This window comes from Mucilaginibacter pallidiroseus (assembly GCF_007846085.1).
GTDB lineage: Bacteria > Bacteroidota > Bacteroidia > Sphingobacteriales > Sphingobacteriaceae > Mucilaginibacter > Mucilaginibacter pallidiroseus.
Genome location: NZ_VOEJ01000002.1, coordinates 384824 through 402720 on the forward strand (window position 1 = coordinate 384824; position 17897 = coordinate 402720).

The following is a 17897-nucleotide window of genomic DNA, read 5'->3' on the forward strand; positions in this document are numbered from 1 at the left end:
TTTCAAAAGTAAATAAATCAGGGCAACTATTTTAGTACCTCGCGCGAAATTACAATCCGCTGAATTTCAGATGTACCTTCATAAATCTGGGTTATTTTGGCATCTCGCATCAGGCGCTCAACATGATATTCCTTAACGTAACCGTAGCCGCCATGTATTTGTACCGCCTCGGTTGTAACCCGCATGGCGGTATCCGACGCAAAGAGTTTTGCCATTGCAGCAGCCTGTGCGTAGGGTTTGCCATTATCTTTTAACCATGCCGCCTTATGGCAAAGCAGCCTGGCAGCGTCAATCTCTGTAGCCATATCGGCCAGTTTAAATTGTATGGCCTGCAACTCGGCCAGTGGCTTGCCAAATGCTTTTCGCTCTTTGGCGTACTGGAGAGATAGCTCATAGGCACCGGCCGCTATACCCAACGCCTGCGACGCTATTCCTATTCGCCCGCCCTCTAATACGGCCATGGCAAACTTAAACCCAAAGCCCTCGTCGCCTATGCGATTAGCCTTTGGTACTCTAACATCATTAAACATCAGCGAGTGTGTGTCAGATCCCCGAATGCCCATCTTATTTTCCTTGGCACCAACTTCAAAGCCATCCATGTCTTTTTCAACTATCAGGGCATTTATGCCACGGTGCTTTTGCGAGGCATCGGTTTGGGCCATTACAATAAATGTTGATGCCGTGCTGCCGCTGGTTATCCAGTTTTTGATGCCGTTGAGCAAATAATAGTCGCCCATATCAGTAGCAGTAGTGCGCTGCGATGTAGCGTCCGACCCGGCCTCGGGCTCGCTTAAACAAAATGCACCTATAACCTGTCCTGTAGCAAGAGGCACTAAATACTTTTGTTTTTGCTCCTCATTACCAAAGCGCTCCAACCCGTAGCAAACCAACGAATTGTTTACAGATAGCACTACCGACGTTGAGGCATCAATTTTTGATAATTCCTCCATCACCAATGAATATGATACGGCATCCATACCACTACCGCCGTATTGCGGCGAAACCATCATACCCATAAAGCCCAATTCACCTAATTTCTTGATCTGCCCGGCCGGGAATTTTTGGTGCTCGTCGCGTTCAATCACACCCGGCTTTAGCTCGGTTTGTGCAAAATCGCGAGCGGCCTGGCGTATCATGAGTTGCTCTTCGGTAAGGTTAAATTGCATACGGCAATATAACAAATACTATGCATGCATAGTAAAAGTATATAAACAAAAAAAGAGAGCTTTTTGTGAAGCTCCCTTTTCCCCTAATTAATTTAAACTATTGATTAAACCCAAAACAAAAGAACATTTGCATCTCAGCTTGGGCGCCCGAGAATTCTTAACTAAACCTTACTACCAAAAACGTTTTAACATAGGTAGATGTAAATGTTTTCTTTGCGGTAATGCAGGATCGATAACTAATAGACAAACATGAGGCCAAACAACATTTTTGATAGACGATAATATTATAAAAATGGCTTTCGAAAATCCACCTCATGAAATTGAAATATTGCCGGCTCGTTTGTACTTCCTACAAATGCCTATTAATTAGTCGATTAAGCAATATCATTACATATATTAATTACCCGATAAAGCCTCGTTACAAGTCAAGTTAAGCATTAAATAAAACGCCTTTAATATTGTCACTTTTTAGTTACATAAGACATAGTAGAACTTTATACGACTTCAACGACAATCATCTGATGTCCTAAAAATTATTATTTCTGCTATTTGATACAACGCCTGTACCATATCCTGTACAAACACTGTTCGATTATTTTATTAAAAGGCAAGGCCAGCGATTTCAACTTGTTACTACAGTAACCTTAGCTATATTTACAAATGCAAATTGTACACTTAGTACAAACTTGGTGGCAACACCAAACCCTCACAGAAGTTGTAGCAGTTATAACCGGGCTGCTCTGTGTTTACCTCGCTGCAAAAAATAATATCTGGAACTGGCCTTTCGCCATTGTAAGTGTTACATTGTATTTATACATATTTTATGAAGCCAGGCTCTTTGCAGATATGGGCCTGCAGGTTTATTTTTTAGCGGTAAATATTTATGGATGGTATTACTGGAGCCACAAGCCTGCTACCGAAAATAAACAACCTGTAAAGCAGATATCCAAGATGCAAACTCTCATTGCAGCACCCGCGATTTTAATATTCTCATTTATTCTTGGATCGGTACTGAAGTATACGACAGCTTCTTATCCTTACATTGATAGCTTTTGCGCTGCATGCAGTTTGGTGGCACAGGTGTTACTGGCCCGCAAGGTGGTACAAAACTGGCTCATATGGGTTTTTGTAGATATTATATATGTCGCAGTTTATATGCTTAAGGACCTTCATCTCACCGCCGCCATGTATGCCGTGTATGTAGTAATTGCAGCCATAGGCTACCGCGATTGGCAGCGCGACTGGAAAAACGAAAACAGTGAATTGCGAGTTAAACAATAATATAGACATGGAGCAGGCGTATCAGGATAAATCATCAATCAAAAAAATAGCCGTTGTAGGCCCCGAGTCGACGGGTAAATCAACCATGTCGGCTTATTTGGCCGAACATTTAAACACCGTGTGGGTGCCCGAGTTTGCCCGCGGCTATTGCGAGAACCTAACCGAGCCATGCACCTGGCAGGACGAGATCAATATGTTTTACGGTCAAATAGCGCTTGAAGAGGAATATCTTCCCAAAGCCAATAAAATACTGATATGCGATACCACTTTTATTACCGTAAAAATTTGGAGTGATGAAGTATTTGGCAGCACGCCGCAGGTTGTATTGGATGCATTGCCAAAATATAAATATGATTTATACCTCCTGCTCAACATCGACCTACCTTGGCAAGACGACCCCCTGCGCGATTTTCCTCACAAGCGCGAACATTTTATGCAAGTTTGGCACCACGAACTACAGGCGCTTGATGCCAACTATGTGGTTATCTCCGGTACTGGTAATGAAAGGTACGATGCGGCAGTTAAAGCCATCAATGACCTTGATTAAGCAGATTTACAGGATTATAAAGATTACATCCGTTTTGTAAAGTAAAAACAGGTCACCTAATTACTATAAGGATATCCATACAAAATCTGCAATACTTTTAAAGTCATCAAGCATCCCTAAATCAAATAAATTTGCCTAATACCGGTCTTTTTTTATCGCGCCGTGCAACGTTGTAAAATGCCCTGCGTCATTTAACCTGAAACCTGTCATTAATTTGGAAGCTGCATACGTTGATAAACATTACAACCTGGTGGTTGAGTGTAAGCAGGGAAGTAAAAAAGCCTGCTACGAATTGTACCGACTATACTCGAAAGCGATGTTGAACGTCGCCTTCAGGATAGTGGGCAACGTTGGCGAAGCTGAAGATATTTTGCAGGAAGCTTTTACAGATGCTTTTAACAGGTTAAAAGATTTTAGGCAGGAAACAACCTTTGGCCTTTGGCTAAAACAAATTGTAGTACATAGGTCAATAAACCTTTTGCGCAAACGTAAACTTGAATTTGTAAAAGTTGAAGACGGCCATTTGGATAACGTGGCTGACGAAGAACCCTGGGACGACGACGATGTGCAATACCAGGTGGCCCAAATTAAAGATGCCATGAAGCTGTTACCCGAGGGATACAGGGTTGTACTGTCGCTTTACTTACTGGAAGGATACGACCACGAGGAAATAGGGCAGGTTTTAAACATAAGTGAAAATACATCGCGCACACAGTTTTTACGTGCAAAACGCAAACTGAGCGAAATATTAACCAGCAGAGGAGTTATAAGATGAGCAAGCGTTTAGAAGATTTTATACAAGATAACAGGGCCGAATTTGATGACCTTGAGCCAAGGGCCGATATGTGGGCCAATATATCGCGCGAGCTGGATGCCTGGGATGAGGAACAGCAGCCAAAAAAGCGCGAGGCAAAAACGTTTTCGCTTGGTTTTGTGCTGCGGGTAGCCGCCATGATCATCGTTATTATGGGCGCAGGCTTCGGCATCTATTTAAAAAACCAAAAACCAGAGGGCGTTAACCTGGCCGATATTAACCCAACTTATGCCAAACAGCAGGTGCACCTGGTATCGGTAATTGAAAATCAGCGTACCGAGCTAAAACAGATAGCCAAGTTTGACCCGCAACTTTACCAGGAGTTTAGCGGCGATATAGCCAAAATACAAACCACCTATAAAAAACTAAACAGCGAATTAGCCACCAGCCCAAACAAGGAGCGTGTTTTACGTGCAATGATCCGGAACTTGCAAATACAAACCGAGGTGCTTAATCAGCAACTAAGTGTAATACAACAATTTAACGAAAGCAAGAACCAACATGAAAACAAAGATATTTAACTATGCCATTATTGCACTTTTAGTGATAGTGGCCTGCAGCACCACCGTGTTTGCCCAGGTAGAACCTGCCCTGCCGCCTACCCCGCCTGATAATGTAATACTTGAGAAAGATTTTGACCAGGCCAAGTTTGATAAGGCCATGGGCGAGCTTAAAGTAAAAATGAAAGAGCTAAGCAAAAACATGGCTAAGCTATCGGTAGAGCAAAGTAAATCGATGAACCTTAAAATGAAGGAACTCAATAAAGATTTGAGTAAAAACATTCACGCCGATTTAAGTAAAACATTTCAGGACTTTGGAAAAAATTTTGCCGGCAGTTTTAATGATATTGTGCCTAAAGGCGACTATAACTTTAATTACAGCTACAACGGCAAAAAGATATCCGAAAAAGAGTTTGCAAAACGCATTGCCAGCGGCGAGCTTACCGAGAAGGTAAAAAATTACAGTAAAACCTACAGCGTTGATGCTAACGACGTATTGCAGATAAGCAACAGCTTTGGCCGCGTGACAGTGAATACCTGGAACAAGAACGAATTTAAGGTTGATGTACAAATGAAGTTTAGCTCAACAAGCGAGCAAAAGGTTAATGAAATGATCAACGGGTCATCAATCAGCGACAGTAAGGCGGGGTCTGTAGTATCATTTAAAACCAACATCTATAAAAATAATAACGGCAGGAACGATGATAATAACATGGAAATAAACTATACCGTTTATATGCCGGCCGGTAACGCGCTTGATCTGAGCAACAAATTTGGTAACGTTACCCTGCCATCACTTAGCGGTAAAGTATTATTAAAGCTGCAGTTTGGTGTGCTTACAGCACAGCAGCTTACTAATGACCAAAATGAGGTAACTATTAAGTTCTCGCAAGACGCGCCATCAAGAATTGCTGTTTTTAATGGCACCATGCTAAAAGTTGAATTTAGCGGCTTTAAAGCCGGCGTCATTGATAATGCAGCCGCCACGTTCAGTTTTTCGGATGTGGTGATAGACAGGCTCAAAAGCTCGTCAGACATCAGCATCAAATTTGGCGACGGTTTAAGGATTGGCGCTATTGACAAGGCAGCCAAAAACGTGAAGATAAATGCATCAAACACCAAGCTTGATCTGGACCTGAATGAAAGCTTCAACTTTGATATAACCACCCGCCTTGGCAGTTTTAAGTTTGATGACGATAAGGTAAAGGTTGTCTCGAAAACACCGGGCGACGACGAACGCGGATGGTCATCAACCAAAACCTACAAAGGTTATGTTGGCCGCAGCGGTGCCAGCAACAATATTATTGTAACTGCACGCTTTGCAGATGTAAATATCAAGTAACCGGGTGTTACAATCTAAATATGCAGCCCCTGCCAAAAACGGCAGGGGTTTTGTATTTTAGGCCTTTGTAATACACCTTTAGCACTATGGAAATATTAAGCTCGCCGGAAACCTGGATATCACTCATCACCCTTACGTTTTTAGAAATTGTTTTGGGGATAGATAACGTGATATTTATTTCCATACTCGCCGATAAACTACCTAAAGAGCAGCAAGACAGGGGGCGAAAGGTAGGTATGGGCATGGCCCTGATAACCCGTATATTATTGCTACTCTCATTGAACTGGGTTATGACACTTACTGCACCGCTTTTCCATATGTCGGGCTGGTTTGGCATAACCGATAAGGACTGGGTAGAAAAATTAGCCATATCCGGCCGGGACATGATCCTGATTTTAGGTGGCTTATTCCTGATATATAAAAGCACAGCAGAGATCCATCAAAAAATTGAGGGAGAAGAAGATGAAACAGGCGATGGTAAAAAGCATTCGTTTTGGGGAACCATATTCCAGATCATGCTGCTGGATATTGTGTTTTCGCTGGATTCGGTAATTACTGCCGTGGGTATGGCCCAGCATATCGAGATTATGATAGCCGCCGTAGTAATAGCGGTAGGCATTATGATATGGTCATCAAACTCGGTAGCAGGTTTTGTAAACAAACACCCAACGGTTAAAATGCTGGCTTTATCATTCCTGTTACTTATAGGTGTTTCCCTGCTTGCCGAAGCATTTGAACAACACATCCCGAAAGGGTATATTTATTTTGCGATGGCCTTCTCAGTATTGGTAGAGATGCTGAACCTGAAAATGAAAGCAAAAGCCAAAGCAAGGCGCACTGAAAAGGGTGTGTAAATATTTTTTTATTTCCACTGGGTAATTAAATAAGAAAGGCGCATATAATGTATGCGCCTTTAATTTTTTACTGAAGTACTGCATTAAGCTGTAAAAGCTTCCAAGGCTTTTTCTATTCTTATTATGGTTTCGCTTTCGCCAAGCAATGTAGCAATATCAAATACGTGCGGGCCAAACTTACCGCCCACCAGCATAATACGGAAAGGCAACATCACTTCGCCTACTTTTATACCTTTTTCTTCGGCAAGGGCTTTAAAGCGGGCTTCAAGTGCGGCTGGTTCAAATACATCCAATTGCGGAATTACTTTTACCAGCGTATTAAAGAAATCTGTTTTAGCATCAGTCCATTTTGGCTTAACGGCCGGCAAATCATATTCTGCAGGTTGTTTAAAAAAGAATGAGGCTTGCTGATAAAAATCGGGCAGCAAAGTACAGCGCTCCTTAACTATATCAATTACTTTAAGCAGGTAGGCTTCGTCTTTAATAACAATGCCGTTTGCCTTTAAGATTTCCCAAACTTTAAGTTTCAGGCTTTCGTCGGTGCTGCGCTTTATCCACTCGGCATTAAACCACTTCGCCTTCTCAAAATCAAATTTTGCCCCTGCTTTGCTGATACGTTCGATAGAGAACTTTTCTATCAACTCATCCATCGAAAACAGTTCCTGGTCGGTACCGTCGTTCCATCCTAACATGGCAAGCAGGTTCATAAAAGCTTCGGGCAAAAAGCCCAGCTCACGGAAACCCTGCGTTAAGTCACCTGTTTTGGCATCGGTCCAGTTCATGGCATAAACCGGGAAACCAAGCCTTGCACCATCGCGTTTGCTTAGTTTACCATGCCCATCCGGTTTTAAAATTAATGGCAGGTGCGCCCATTCGGGCATTTCAGCTTTCCAACCCAGGTATTCCCACAACAGCAGGTGCACCGGGGCAGACGGCAGCCATTCTTCGCCGCGAAAAGCGTGCGATATCTTCATCAGGTAATCATCAACCACTACAGCTAAGTGATAGGTGGGCATGCCATCGGCTTTTAACAAAACCTTGTCATCAACCTGGTTAGTTTCAAAACTAACGTGGCCGCGTATCATATCATTAAAGCTGATGGTTTCATCCTCCGGCATTTTAATACGTATTACATGCGGCGCGCCCTCATGCAATAACTTGTCAACTTCCTGCAAAGGCAGGCTAAGCGAGTTACGCAGTTCATGCCTGTGGGCATGCCCGTATTGAAAATTAGGGATATCCTTACGCTTTTGGTCAAGTTCTTCGGGCGTATCAAAAGCGTAGTAAGCATGGCCCTGTGCAACAAGGCGTTCGGCGTATTCTCGGTATATAGGTTTGCGCTCACTTTGGCGGTAAGGCGCATACTGTCCGCCGACTACCGGGCTTTCGTCGGCAACAATGCCGCACCATTGCAGGCAATCCAGTATATACTGCTCTGCCCCTTCAACATATCGGGTTTGGTCGGTATCCTCGATACGTAATATAAAATCGCCGCCATGTTTTTTGGCAAAGAGGTAATTAAACAATACGGTGCGCACGCCACCAAGGTGCAGGCCACCTGTTGGGCTAGGTGCAAAACGGACTCTTACTTTTTTATCAGACATGATGCCGCAAAGATAGGGTTTAACGGCAATTGTATAAACCGGGCACAGCTAATTGTTTAACATGACATTATGGAGATAGAAGTCGCTCCGGGCAAATATTTAAGAAGATGAGCAACCCTTTGCAATTTTTTCCGTTATTTGAACAGCTTATATGAACCCTTACCAACAAAAACGCCGATGGAAATATTTACTGCTTGCCTTTGCGGTAGTTATAGCCAGCGGATCGTTATTGTACACCAGCTACCTGGTACGCAACATTTCGCACTCCGAACGAACGCGTGCACAGGTTTGGGCACTCAGCATTAAACAGGTTGTAAACACTTACGACAGCGAATCACTCAGCTATGTATCTGCCGTGCGGGATAGTCTTAGCGTCCCCGCCATCATTACTGATGGTAAAGGCGACATAAAATTTGTGCGCGGGCTTGATACTACCAAAACCTATATCAAGCTTGACGCGGAAGAGTTGAAAGAGAAGAAATGGAAATACGATCCGGATTACTTTCGTAACGAGCTGGTTTACATGAAGGGCCAGCATGAGCCCATACACCTTAATGTACTTAACGAATCGTGGTTGGTTTACTATAAGGATTCAGCATTGCTTACGCAGTTAAAGATGTTCCCGTACGTGCAGCTTACGGTTATTGCCATATTTTTAATAACGGCATATACTGCATTTAGTTCCGCCCGTAAATCCGAACAAAACCAGGTTTGGGTAGGTTTGGCCAAAGAAACGGCGCACCAATTAGGTACGCCAATATCCTCATTAATGGCATGGATAGAGCTGTTGAAAGATAAGTTTAATGCTGAAGACGACCCGTTGATGGCCGAAATGGAAAACGATGTAAAGCGCCTGGAAATAGTTGCCGACAGGTTTTCAAAAATAGGGTCGAAACCGCAATTGGAAGAGCATCCGGTTTACGATGTGGTTAAAGATTTTGTTGACTATTTTAAGGTGCGTGTCAGTAACAAAATAACATTTGAGCTTACTGGCAATCGCCGATTGATAGCCGGCTTGAATATCCCACTATTTGACTGGGTGCTTGAGAACCTGCTTAAAAATGCCGTTAATGCTATTGAAGGTACAGGTAATATTAAGGTAGAAATAAGCGGCAGCCGGGTTAAAAAATTAGTTTTCATTGATGTAACCGATACTGGCAAAGGTATTCCGCGTTCAAAATTTGACACCGTTTTCCAGCCAGGCTACACTACCCGTAAACGTGGCTGGGGTTTGGGTTTATCGTTAACCAAAAGAATGATACAGAATTACCATAACGGGCAAATTTTTGTGAAAGACTCTGAAATTGGTAAAGGCACCACATTTAGGATTGTATTAAAAAGCATTAAACATGACAGCACGACCGCAGCCTGACGAATACCAGCCATACGCCGAAACCTACGTTTCGCAGGTACCGCATGACAAAGATGTGTTAACTGTGCTGGCCGAAAGCTTAAAACACACTTATGAACTGTTTACAGGTATAGACAGTGAAAAGGCAATGTATGCCTACGCCCTAAACAAGTGGACCATTAAAGAAGTGCTTGGCCACATGATAGATACCGAACGCGTTTTTGCATTTCGTGCTTTTTGCTTTTCGAGAGAAGAGGCTGTGTTACCGGGCTTTGATCAGGATGTGTATGTAAACAATACCGATTACAATGCGCGCAGCATACAGGATTTGGCCGAGGAGTTTAGGGTTACGCGATTGTCAAACCTGTATATGTTCAAAAGCCTTACTAATGCCCAGTTAAACAGGCGCGGCACAGCTATCGGTTTTGCAGTAAGCGTAAGGGCATTGCTGTTTTGCGCAGCCGGGCATGAGCTGCACCATATCAAAATATTAAAGGAGCGTTATCTATTAATAAAAAAGCGGCATCTCTTTACAAGAGATGCCGCTTTTTTATTAACTATACTTATTTAGTCGTTCCAACGGAAACGTCTGTAGTTGCTGGTACCATTGCCTTGAACCTGTGCATACACCACAAACTTTGAGGCAATTGGCTTGCCTTTGTACATAGCGGGTATCCAATCAATATTAAAGTGATCTTGCGGTACATTTAGGCTGTTTGTAATTACCTTTTTATTAACGCCTCTAAATTTAGCCGTGTAAGTAGCAGTTCCATCTGTAGCAACCTCTGCGGTTATTTCGGCCTCAAACGGGTCATTTCCACCATCGTTCTTATCGTTAACTTTGCTTGCAACAATAGACGCGTAAAGCTCTATTGGGCATAAAGGCAGTGGGGCAGTTGCACTTTTCTTTGTTTCACTGTCATCACTTAAAATCTCAACAGTTACATCTTTAAGCATGTCATTGTTAAAAAACAACAGCTTTTTTTGGTCATAGCTATATCTTAAATCAAGCTCTTTTTTGGAATTAAAGAAATACCATGTGCCTGTGCGAGCATCATTTTTGTAATTACCCTGCACCCAAACCCCATCGTTCTTCAGATTTTTTATTTGGTATAAACCCTCTCTGTCTCCTTTTACACCTGCGTAAACAAGCTGTGTACTATCGCTTAGTTTAACTTTTTCTTGTGCGTTAACAGTGCCGGCTAAGCCAACCAATACAACCGCGATTAATTGTGATATTTTCATGGTATTAAATTTTAACATAAAAATACACAGGTTTTTAATCAATTCATATTATAAGCAAATATTTATTTAACGTTAATTGCTTACAGATTATTAAGCAAAAAGAGTATTGCCTTCAGCAAAGCAATACTCTTAATTTAAAATTCAACAACTCCTATAAATTATTATTATAAAGCTCCTTCTTTTCAATGTTATAAGAAATTACAAGGCCTATACCACCAAATAATGCTATAAGTGCGCAATAAACCGCTTCGTTATCGTCTTGAGTAGAATTAAATGTGGTGTGGTCAAGTACACAAGCCAGGAAGAGGCCAAGGCCGGCACCAATCAATAAAAGTCCCCACTTTAGGTTTTGATAAGGGGCCGGTTGCGCTTTGTAGCTACGCGGGTCCATTCCGCGCTCTATCATTGCCATCCGTTCGCGGTTACGCAGGTACACTATGCCAAAGATCATTGCAAATAAGCCAAGGCAGATAGAAATTGGTATTAATACTTTCTCGTCCATAGTATGTAATTTTAAAAATTGATTGGGTTCGTTTATTAATGCACCACCGTGGTGTATTTGTATGCTATGACCACACACTTTTTAAGCAGGTTACACTCATCTCAACAAAATTTGAAAATACTTTGGCGGCGGCTAAGCTTATTACATACAGTTGCTTATATACTTATGGTGGTTTTATAAATTACCTCTTAAAAATTATTGCCCTAATCGTGTAACCTGTTTACCAAAGGCGTTGTCTGATACGGTAAGTAATATGCAGAACAAGTTTACAGATACCGAGTTAATAGAACAAACCCTGGCGGGCAACCAGTCGGCATATGCTGATCTGGTAAAGCGCCATCAGCGTTTTGTTTTTACGCTTGCTATGCGTTTTGCAAAAGGCCGGGAAGATGCTGAGGAGATAGCACAAGACTGTTTTATAAAAGCATATAAGTCGTTATCATCTTTTCAGCAGCAGTCAAAATTCAGCACCTGGCTATATAGCATTGTATACACTACGTCCATGACTTTTTTGCGAAAAAAACGGGTGGATACAACATCTATTGATGATGAGGCTACATTTATTCAGATTGAAGGCAGGGCAAGCGGCTTTGACGAGCATAGTGCCGACAACCGCTCCCGCTCATTTTATTTGAACCAGGCCATTGGGCAGCTACTGCCCGATGATGCCACTATTATCACAATGTTTTACAAGGGCGAGCAATCACTTGAAGAAATAGCACAGGTTTTAGGTATCGAGGCCAATACGGTTAAGGTAAAACTATTCAGAGCGAGGCAGCGTTTAAAGGAGCGGCTGGAGCGCAATTTGAAACACGAAGTAAATGAACTGATATGAACAGTATAGAAGAAAAACTATGGAACTATATTGACGGATCGTGCACGTTGCAGGAACGGCAAGCTATAGCTATGCTTATTGAGCAGGACGAAGTTTACAGGAAAAAGTACGATGAACTGCTAACACTAAATCAGGAGTTCAGCACCATGGAAGTTGATGAACCATCAATGGCATTTACGTATAACGTGATGGAGGCCATTCGTACCGAAAAGGCTATGCAGCCTTTAAAGTCGGCCATTAATAAACGTATTATTTTAAGCATAGCAGCATTTTTTATACTTACCATTAGTGTACTGGTGGTGATGATATTAAGCAAGGTTAACTGGCACTGGGGTAACAGTTCCGCCCTCGATGTTACTGTACCTGTACCTACACAAATTGCGGCGAATGTTACACATGTAAACAGCTTTTTTTCGGGGCCGCTACTAAAGGGGTTCTTGTTTTTTGATATTGTGATAGGCTTGTTTTTACTTGACAACTATTTCCGCAAAAAACACCTTTATGGGCGTTAAACTGTACAATTTACATTACATAAAATTGTACACATAGTGCAGCTAACGCAGCAGAAAAAGTCAATTTAAAAGAGCCTGGCATATTGGTACAGTATTTGTATAACCACTAACATACCGGTAATCTTACCGGTTAATTGTGATAAGGTTTAGGTTGAAAGTCTCCCGACGCAAGGTTGGGAGGCTTTTATTTTTTACAACAATTACAACCACCCCGTTAAACCTTTTCACAAAATTTTCATCCTACAATTATTACCTTAGTGCTAAATTTCAAGCATGAGAAACTCTATCATAGGCGCGTGTTGCCTTTTTTTATTTACTTTTTTTAGTACTGCTGCATTTGCGCAGCAGGATCAGCCGCGCATTCCCGAATCAAGTTCTACACAAACTATAATACAGGATTTTGGCCTTGGTAAAATAACCATCACCTACTCCAGGCCCAATGTAAAAGGCCGCAAAATATTTGGAGGCATCAACCCTTTTGGCGAGGTTTGGCGCACAGGAGCAAATGCCGCCACCATTATCACTTTTAGCGAAAATGTAATTATAGAAGGCAATAAAGTGCCGGCCGGTACCTATTCGTTATTTAGCATCCCGAACAAAAATGAGTGGACCATCATCTTAAACAAAACCGCTAAACAATGGGGTGCCTACACCTACAAGCAAGAGGACGATTTGCTGCGCTTTAACGTAAAGCCTATTGATGTGAAGGAAAAACGCGAAACGTTTACCATGCAGTTTGCCAACTCCACTACAAAATCTACAGACCTTTATATTGTTTGGGACCATACCGGCGTACCTATCCATATGCAGACCGACGATGATGCCCAGATTACTGCCAACATTGAAAAGTTAATGCAGGGCGATATTCGTAAGCGCCCATACTTCAATGCAATACAATACTTTTACGAGAACGATAAGGACTTGAATAAAGCTATGCAGTGGGCGCTGGAGGCCGAAAAGCTGGAGCCCAAAGGCCCGTGGTATAAATTATGGAAAGCCCGCATTCAGCTAAAACAAGGTAAAAAAGCTGAGGCCATTGCTACAGCGCAGCAAGGTGTAAATCTGGCAAAAGCTGCAGACGACGAAGAATATGTACGCCTTAACGAGGCCGTTATATACCAGGCAAAAAACTAAAATATTATTTACAGCATTGAGTAGCCCGGTTGCATAGCAGCCGGGCTTTTTATTTTTACTTACCTTTACTATTCCTTTCAAAAGCCATATATGCAAGCCAATCTTAATAAATATAACGCTAAATTTCAGGAAGCACTGGCAGGTTTAAATCCCGAGCAATTTGCCGCAGTAAATAAAATGGATGGCCCTGTGCTGGTGGTTGCCGGGCCGGGTACCGGTAAAACCCAGATCCTTGCTGCCCGTATAGGTAAAATCTTAACCGATACCGACGCTCAGCCTAACGAGATACTTTGCCTTACCTACACCGATGCCGGTGCGGTGGCTATGCGTAAGCGTTTGTTTGACTTTATTGGCCCTGATGCTTATCGTATAAACATCTATACGTTCCATGCATTTTGCAATGAGATAATACAGGAGAACCTTGAATATTTTGGCAAGCTAAATCTGGAAGCTTTATCTGATCTTGAATCGGCCATGATGTTTAGGGAGTTGGTTGACGCTTTCCCGAACGATCATTTACTAAAGCGTTTTACCGGCGATATTTACTATGACGCTCCACGCTTAAAGGCCCTGTTTTCGACCATGAAACGCGAAAACTGGACCGAGGATTTAATTGCTGCCGCCGTTAAAGATTACATAGACGACCTGCCCAACCGTGAGGAGTTTATATATAAAAGGCCGAATGCTAAGGCCGGTATAAAAGTAGGCGACCTTAAGCAAAAGGATATTGACAAGGTTACCGAGAGCATGGACAAACTGCTGGCAGCAGTTGGCGAATACAAAAACTACACGGCTAAAATGAAAGCCCTGGGGCGGTATGATTATGATGACATGATTATATGGGTACTAAAAGCTTTTCGCGAAAATGAAGAAATATTGCGCCGCTACCAGGAGCGCTATCAATACATATTGGTTGATGAGTTTCAGGATACCAGCGGCTCACAAAACGAACTGCTCAGATTTCTGCTCAATTATTGGGATACGCCAAACGTATTTGTGGTGGGCGACGATGATCAATCGATCTTCAAGTTTCAGGGGGCAAACATGAAAAACATCCTTGACTTTGCCGGCGACTATGTTAATACATTGCATACCGTTGTACTTAAGCATAACTATCGTTCCAACCAGCATATTCTTGATATTTCGCGCGCGCTTATTAACAACAATCGTGAAAGATTAACCAATCAGCTCAAGCTTGATAAAAATTTGCGGTCATCGCATCCGAGGTTTGACAGCCTTACTGTTGAGCCCATAATAAAGGAATATGAAAACCCTTCACAAGAGTTGGTTGATGTTGCAATGCAGATAAAGGAGTTAATAGACGAAGGCACGCAGCCGGGCGAAATTGCTGTAGTTTACCGTAACCATAGCCAAGTAGAGGAACTGCTACACTTCCTGGAGACGCAGGATATAGCCGTAAATACAAAGCGCAAAATTGATATCCTTACAACGCCTTTCGGCGAAAAGATCATCAATATACTGCGCTACCTTGCTGCCGAACTGGATTCACCCTACAGTGGCGATGATTTGCTGTTTACCATATTGCATTATGACTTTTTTGATATACCGCCAATTGAGATAGCAAAGGCAAGCATTGCGGTAGCGGCAGCAAATTTTTCGTCCACCAGTAAATCCGAGGCTCGTACGTCAATACGCCGTTATATTACCGAATTAAAGGTTGCGGCACAGCAGGATCTTTTCAGCCAGCAATCGGCTACGCAAACCATGAAGTTTTTAATGGGCGACATCGAGTCGCTGCTCGAATCGGCTGTGAGTGAAACATTGCAGCAATTTTTTCAGCATGTCATCGCTAAAATGGGCATCCTCAAATACATTATTCAGCAGCCAGATAAGGGTACGCACATGCAAATGTTAACCAGCTTTTTTGATTTCCTGAAAGATGAGAGCCGTAAAAATCCAGAGATAAAATTACATGAGCTGATCAACACTATCGACCTCATGAAAAAGAATGGCATCAGGATGGAGTTGAATAAAGTGATCTTTAGCGACAACGGCATCAATTTCCTTACAGCGCATGGGTCAAAAGGATTGGAGTACGAGCACGTGTTTTTTATTGGCTGCGATAAAAAGACATGGGACAGCAAGGGTCGCAACAGCGGTTTTGCCTACCCGGATACGTTAACGCATTCGGCATCTGACGACATTGCGCAGAAGGAGGAGTCGAGGAGGTTGTTTTACGTAGCACTCACCCGGGCGAAGCAGTGCCTGCACATCTCCTACGCGTCGAAAGATAAAAATGGGAAGGACCAGGAAGCATCACAATTTGTTGGCGAAATACTAGCCGATACTCATTTGCAAGTAAAGCATCCTAAAGTTACCGAAGATCAAATGGTTGATTTTATAGCCACCCAATTTAGCGAGGCCGATAAGCCTGTGGTTCAACTGCTGGATCATAACTACATCAACCAACTGCTGCAGAATTACACCTTGTCTGTAACGCATTTGAGTAATTACCTTGATTGCCCGCTGCGCTTTTATTTCCAATGCTTAATACGGGTACCATCAGGCAAGAGCCCGTCGGCCACTTTTGGGCAGGCTGTACACTGGGCTCTGAATAAAGCCTTCCGCAAATTGCCTTTGTACGATGGTGAATTTATGCCGACTGAAGACTTTATGCAGGAGTTTAGGTGGTATATGTCGCGCAATCGCGACTCGTTTACCAAAGAGGAATTTAAACGCCGGGTTGATTATGGCGAAAAGATACTGCCGCCCTATTATCAGCAAAACGTTGCTCAGTGGAACAAGGTTGCCCAAACCGAGCGCAGTATTAAAAACATTGAGGTAGCCGGTGTGCCTATAAAAGGTAACCTGGATAAAATTGAATTTAACGGCAAGCAGGTAAATGTGGTTGATTATAAAACGGGCCGTGTGCGCAACGCCAAAGACAAGCTGATGCGCCCAACACCCGACCATGAAACGGGCGGCGATTACTGGCGCCAGGCCGTGTTTTACAAGATACTAATAGATAATGATCACACTACCGACTGGGAAGTAATTAACACCGTTTTTGAATTTGTAGAGCCTGTGAAGGATAATGAATACTACAAGGAAAAAATTGTGATAACGCCGCAGGATGTTGAAATTGTAACCTCGCAGATAACGGATGTTTACAAGAGAATTATGGATCACGACTTTGCTACCGGTTGCGGTAAAAAAGAATGCGATTGGTGCCACTTTGTTAAAAGCAACTTTAAGCAACAAGGCCAAATGCTGGCTATAGAGGAGGGTGAAGAAGAATAACCGCTTTTAAAGGCACACAGCGTTGTGTTTATTTGGCAATACGAAAACCACCATGCTTTTTGCATTGTAGAGACGCGATACCTCGCGTCTCTTTTGCTCGCGATACTTCGCGTCTTTCTTGTATGCAGTTTACCAGCCTACTTTACACTCCTTTTGCGCACAATGAAGTAACCTGCAATAAATACCACTACTGCTACACCAAGTGCAACATAAACGTCATTGGTTAATATATTTATTACAAATTCACTTGCAGGCCCGCGACGTGCACCTGGCCCACGTTTTATGGCGCTTGCAAGCGCAGCCATTGGGTGCGCGTACGGAAATGCATAGGCGTATTCCCAATCTTTAGATGCCATAATAACGCCTGTTATGGTAGCTACAAAGCCAATTCCCATAGGCTTTAAAAAGTCGGCCCATAGTAGGCTCAGCAAAAACTGGATAGAAAGAATACCTAACGACGACAGGAACATTTTAAAGTATAACTGCAGCAGCTGCTTTTCCATGTGGTACTGGCCAAATTTTAATTCCGGCTTTATGGATGCCAAAAGGTTACCAAAACCAATGGTAAATATGGCAAACAGCGCCAGGCATAAAAACACCAAAAACATGGCGTAAAAATATTTAGCGCTGTAAACGGCCCAACGCGATATAGGCAAGCTGAAAAGCGTTTTCCATGTATCTGCCTTATGTTCTATGCTGTTTACCGAGTATGCTACAAATATGGTGTACATGGGTAGCAATAAGGAGCCCATAATGCCCAGGCTTATCATGGAAAATTGCACCCAAAGCATCATTGGGTCCATACGTACAAATTTGTGGCTTTGGGTGTAAAATATAACTAACGCCAATGCACTTATAAGTAACGGCAGCAGTATGGCGGCCCAAAAGCCAAGTGTTTTACGGCTCTTGTAAAACTCCGAGCGAAACGATAGTAAAAATCCTTTCATGT

The 17897-nt window shown here is 42.6% G+C and carries 17 protein-coding genes; 12 read left to right on the forward strand and 5 right to left on the reverse strand.

The genetic code is table 11. From position 1 onward, the window contains the following. Window positions 1–26: 26 nt before the first annotated feature. Complete coding sequence (locus tag FPZ43_RS06170) at window positions 27–1166, reverse strand: acyl-CoA dehydrogenase (RefSeq protein WP_146380980.1); 1140 nt, start codon at window positions 1164–1166, stop codon at window positions 27–29. Between the two features lie 660 nt (window positions 1167–1826). Here FPZ43_RS06170 and pnuC point away from each other — a divergent pair. The 6 genes from pnuC (at window position 1827) to FPZ43_RS06200 (ending at window position 6504) form a co-directional block, all read left to right on the forward strand. After that, entirely contained in the window at window positions 1827–2447 is a 621-nt protein-coding gene (gene pnuC / locus FPZ43_RS06175; protein WP_146380981.1) for a nicotinamide riboside transporter PnuC, read from the forward strand. Between the two features lie 7 nt (window positions 2448–2454). Next, on the forward strand, window positions 2455–2994 hold the full coding sequence (locus FPZ43_RS06180) for an AAA family ATPase (protein WP_146381135.1): 540 nt from the start codon (window positions 2455–2457) through the stop codon (window positions 2992–2994). 214 nt (window positions 2995–3208) lie between these two features. Then, entirely contained in the window at window positions 3209–3769 is a 561-nt protein-coding gene (locus tag FPZ43_RS06185) for an RNA polymerase sigma factor (protein ID WP_146380982.1), read from the forward strand. Continuing rightward, window positions 3766–4329 (forward strand): hypothetical protein, encoded by a 564-nt coding sequence (locus FPZ43_RS06190; RefSeq protein WP_146380983.1) that lies wholly within the window; start codon window positions 3766–3768, stop codon window positions 4327–4329. The genes FPZ43_RS06185 and FPZ43_RS06190 overlap by 4 nt, the downstream gene beginning before the upstream one ends. Then, window positions 4310–5650 carry a hypothetical protein gene (locus tag FPZ43_RS06195; protein ID WP_146380984.1) on the forward strand — a complete coding sequence of 447 codons (1341 nt, stop codon included), beginning with the start codon at window positions 4310–4312 and terminating at the stop codon, window positions 5648–5650. Before FPZ43_RS06190 ends, FPZ43_RS06195 begins: the two co-directional genes overlap by 20 nt. 86 nt (window positions 5651–5736) lie before the next feature. Further along, window positions 5737–6504: a TerC family protein gene (locus tag FPZ43_RS06200; protein ID WP_146380985.1), complete on the forward strand. Its 768-nt coding sequence runs from the start codon at window positions 5737–5739 to the stop codon at window positions 6502–6504. Between the two features lie 83 nt (window positions 6505–6587). On the opposite strand, the gene gltX is transcribed toward FPZ43_RS06200, so the two are convergent. Beyond that, window positions 6588–8108, reverse strand: coding sequence for a glutamate--tRNA ligase (gene gltX / locus FPZ43_RS06205; RefSeq protein WP_146380986.1), 1521 nt, complete (start codon window positions 8106–8108; stop codon window positions 6588–6590). Window positions 8109–8259: 151 nt separating this feature from the next. Between gltX and FPZ43_RS06210 the strand changes: the two genes are divergently transcribed. Together FPZ43_RS06210 and FPZ43_RS06215 are read left to right on the forward strand one after the other, a co-directional pair. Continuing rightward, entirely contained in the window at window positions 8260–9480 is a 1221-nt protein-coding gene (locus FPZ43_RS06210) for a sensor histidine kinase (RefSeq protein ID WP_146380987.1), read from the forward strand. Next, a complete protein-coding gene (locus FPZ43_RS06215) occupies window positions 9458–10030 on the forward strand; it encodes a DinB family protein (RefSeq protein WP_146380988.1) in 573 nt (190 codons plus the stop codon). The genes FPZ43_RS06210 and FPZ43_RS06215 overlap by 23 nt, the downstream gene beginning before the upstream one ends. Here FPZ43_RS06215 and FPZ43_RS06220 read toward each other — a convergent pair. Beyond that, window positions 10027–10704 carry a hypothetical protein gene (locus FPZ43_RS06220; protein ID WP_146380989.1) on the reverse strand — a complete coding sequence of 226 codons (678 nt, stop codon included), beginning with the start codon at window positions 10702–10704 and terminating at the stop codon, window positions 10027–10029. The two genes, FPZ43_RS06215 and FPZ43_RS06220, sit on opposite strands and share 4 nt — an antisense overlap. Before the next feature lie 151 nt (window positions 10705–10855). Next, on the reverse strand, window positions 10856–11206 hold the full coding sequence (locus FPZ43_RS06225) for a DUF6249 domain-containing protein (RefSeq protein ID WP_146380990.1): 351 nt from the start codon (window positions 11204–11206) through the stop codon (window positions 10856–10858). 253 nt (window positions 11207–11459) lie between these two features. On the opposite strand from FPZ43_RS06225, the gene FPZ43_RS06230 reads away from it, so the two are divergent. The 4 genes from FPZ43_RS06230 (at window position 11460) to FPZ43_RS06245 (ending at window position 16948) form a co-directional block, all read left to right on the forward strand. Continuing rightward, a complete protein-coding gene (locus FPZ43_RS06230; RefSeq protein WP_146380991.1) occupies window positions 11460–12041 on the forward strand; it encodes an RNA polymerase sigma factor in 582 nt (193 codons plus the stop codon). Next, window positions 12038–12553: an anti-sigma factor gene (locus FPZ43_RS06235; RefSeq protein ID WP_146380992.1), complete on the forward strand. Its 516-nt coding sequence runs from the start codon at window positions 12038–12040 to the stop codon at window positions 12551–12553. The genes FPZ43_RS06230 and FPZ43_RS06235 overlap by 4 nt, the downstream gene beginning before the upstream one ends. 273 nt (window positions 12554–12826) lie before the next feature. Further along, a complete protein-coding gene (locus tag FPZ43_RS06240; RefSeq protein ID WP_146380993.1) occupies window positions 12827–13687 on the forward strand; it encodes a DUF2911 domain-containing protein in 861 nt (286 codons plus the stop codon). A gap of 90 nt (window positions 13688–13777) precedes the next feature. Further along, window positions 13778–16948, forward strand: a complete 3171-nt coding sequence (locus tag FPZ43_RS06245; protein ID WP_146380994.1) for an ATP-dependent helicase — start codon at window positions 13778–13780, stop codon at window positions 16946–16948. A 137-nt stretch (window positions 16949–17085) separates the two neighbouring features. Here the strand turns inward: FPZ43_RS06245 and FPZ43_RS06250 are convergent, their stop codons facing one another. Continuing rightward, on the reverse strand, window positions 17086–17895 hold the full coding sequence (locus tag FPZ43_RS06250; protein WP_146380995.1) for an ABC transporter permease: 810 nt from the start codon (window positions 17893–17895) through the stop codon (window positions 17086–17088). Window positions 17896–17897 lie beyond the last annotated feature (2 nt).

Coding starts and splice junctions, on each gene's coding strand:
- FPZ43_RS06170 (WP_146380980.1), bottom strand. CDS start 1,166: ATGCAATTTAACCTTACCGAAGAGCAACTCATGATACGCCAGGCCGCT.
- pnuC (WP_146380981.1), top strand. CDS start 1,827: ATGCAAATTGTACACTTAGTACAAACTTGGTGGCAACACCAAACCCTC.
- FPZ43_RS06180 (WP_146381135.1), top strand. CDS start 2,455: ATGGAGCAGGCGTATCAGGATAAATCATCAATCAAAAAAATAGCCGTT.
- FPZ43_RS06190 (WP_146380983.1), top strand. CDS start 3,766: ATGAGCAAGCGTTTAGAAGATTTTATACAAGATAACAGGGCCGAATTT.
- FPZ43_RS06195 (WP_146380984.1), top strand. CDS start 4,310: ATGAAAACAAAGATATTTAACTATGCCATTATTGCACTTTTAGTGATA.
- FPZ43_RS06200 (WP_146380985.1), top strand. CDS start 5,737: ATGGAAATATTAAGCTCGCCGGAAACCTGGATATCACTCATCACCCTT.
- gltX (WP_146380986.1), bottom strand. CDS start 8,108: ATGTCTGATAAAAAAGTAAGAGTCCGTTTTGCACCTAGCCCAACAGGT.
- FPZ43_RS06210 (WP_146380987.1), top strand. CDS start 8,260: ATGAACCCTTACCAACAAAAACGCCGATGGAAATATTTACTGCTTGCC.
- FPZ43_RS06215 (WP_146380988.1), top strand. CDS start 9,458: ATGACAGCACGACCGCAGCCTGACGAATACCAGCCATACGCCGAAACC.
- FPZ43_RS06220 (WP_146380989.1), bottom strand. CDS start 10,704: ATGAAAATATCACAATTAATCGCGGTTGTATTGGTTGGCTTAGCCGGC.
- FPZ43_RS06225 (WP_146380990.1), bottom strand. CDS start 11,206: ATGGACGAGAAAGTATTAATACCAATTTCTATCTGCCTTGGCTTATTT.
- FPZ43_RS06230 (WP_146380991.1), top strand. CDS start 11,460: ATGCAGAACAAGTTTACAGATACCGAGTTAATAGAACAAACCCTGGCG.
- FPZ43_RS06235 (WP_146380992.1), top strand. CDS start 12,038: ATGAACAGTATAGAAGAAAAACTATGGAACTATATTGACGGATCGTGC.
- FPZ43_RS06240 (WP_146380993.1), top strand. CDS start 12,827: ATGAGAAACTCTATCATAGGCGCGTGTTGCCTTTTTTTATTTACTTTT.
- FPZ43_RS06245 (WP_146380994.1), top strand. CDS start 13,778: ATGCAAGCCAATCTTAATAAATATAACGCTAAATTTCAGGAAGCACTG.
- FPZ43_RS06250 (WP_146380995.1), bottom strand. CDS start 17,895: ATGAAAGGATTTTTACTATCGTTTCGCTCGGAGTTTTACAAGAGCCGT.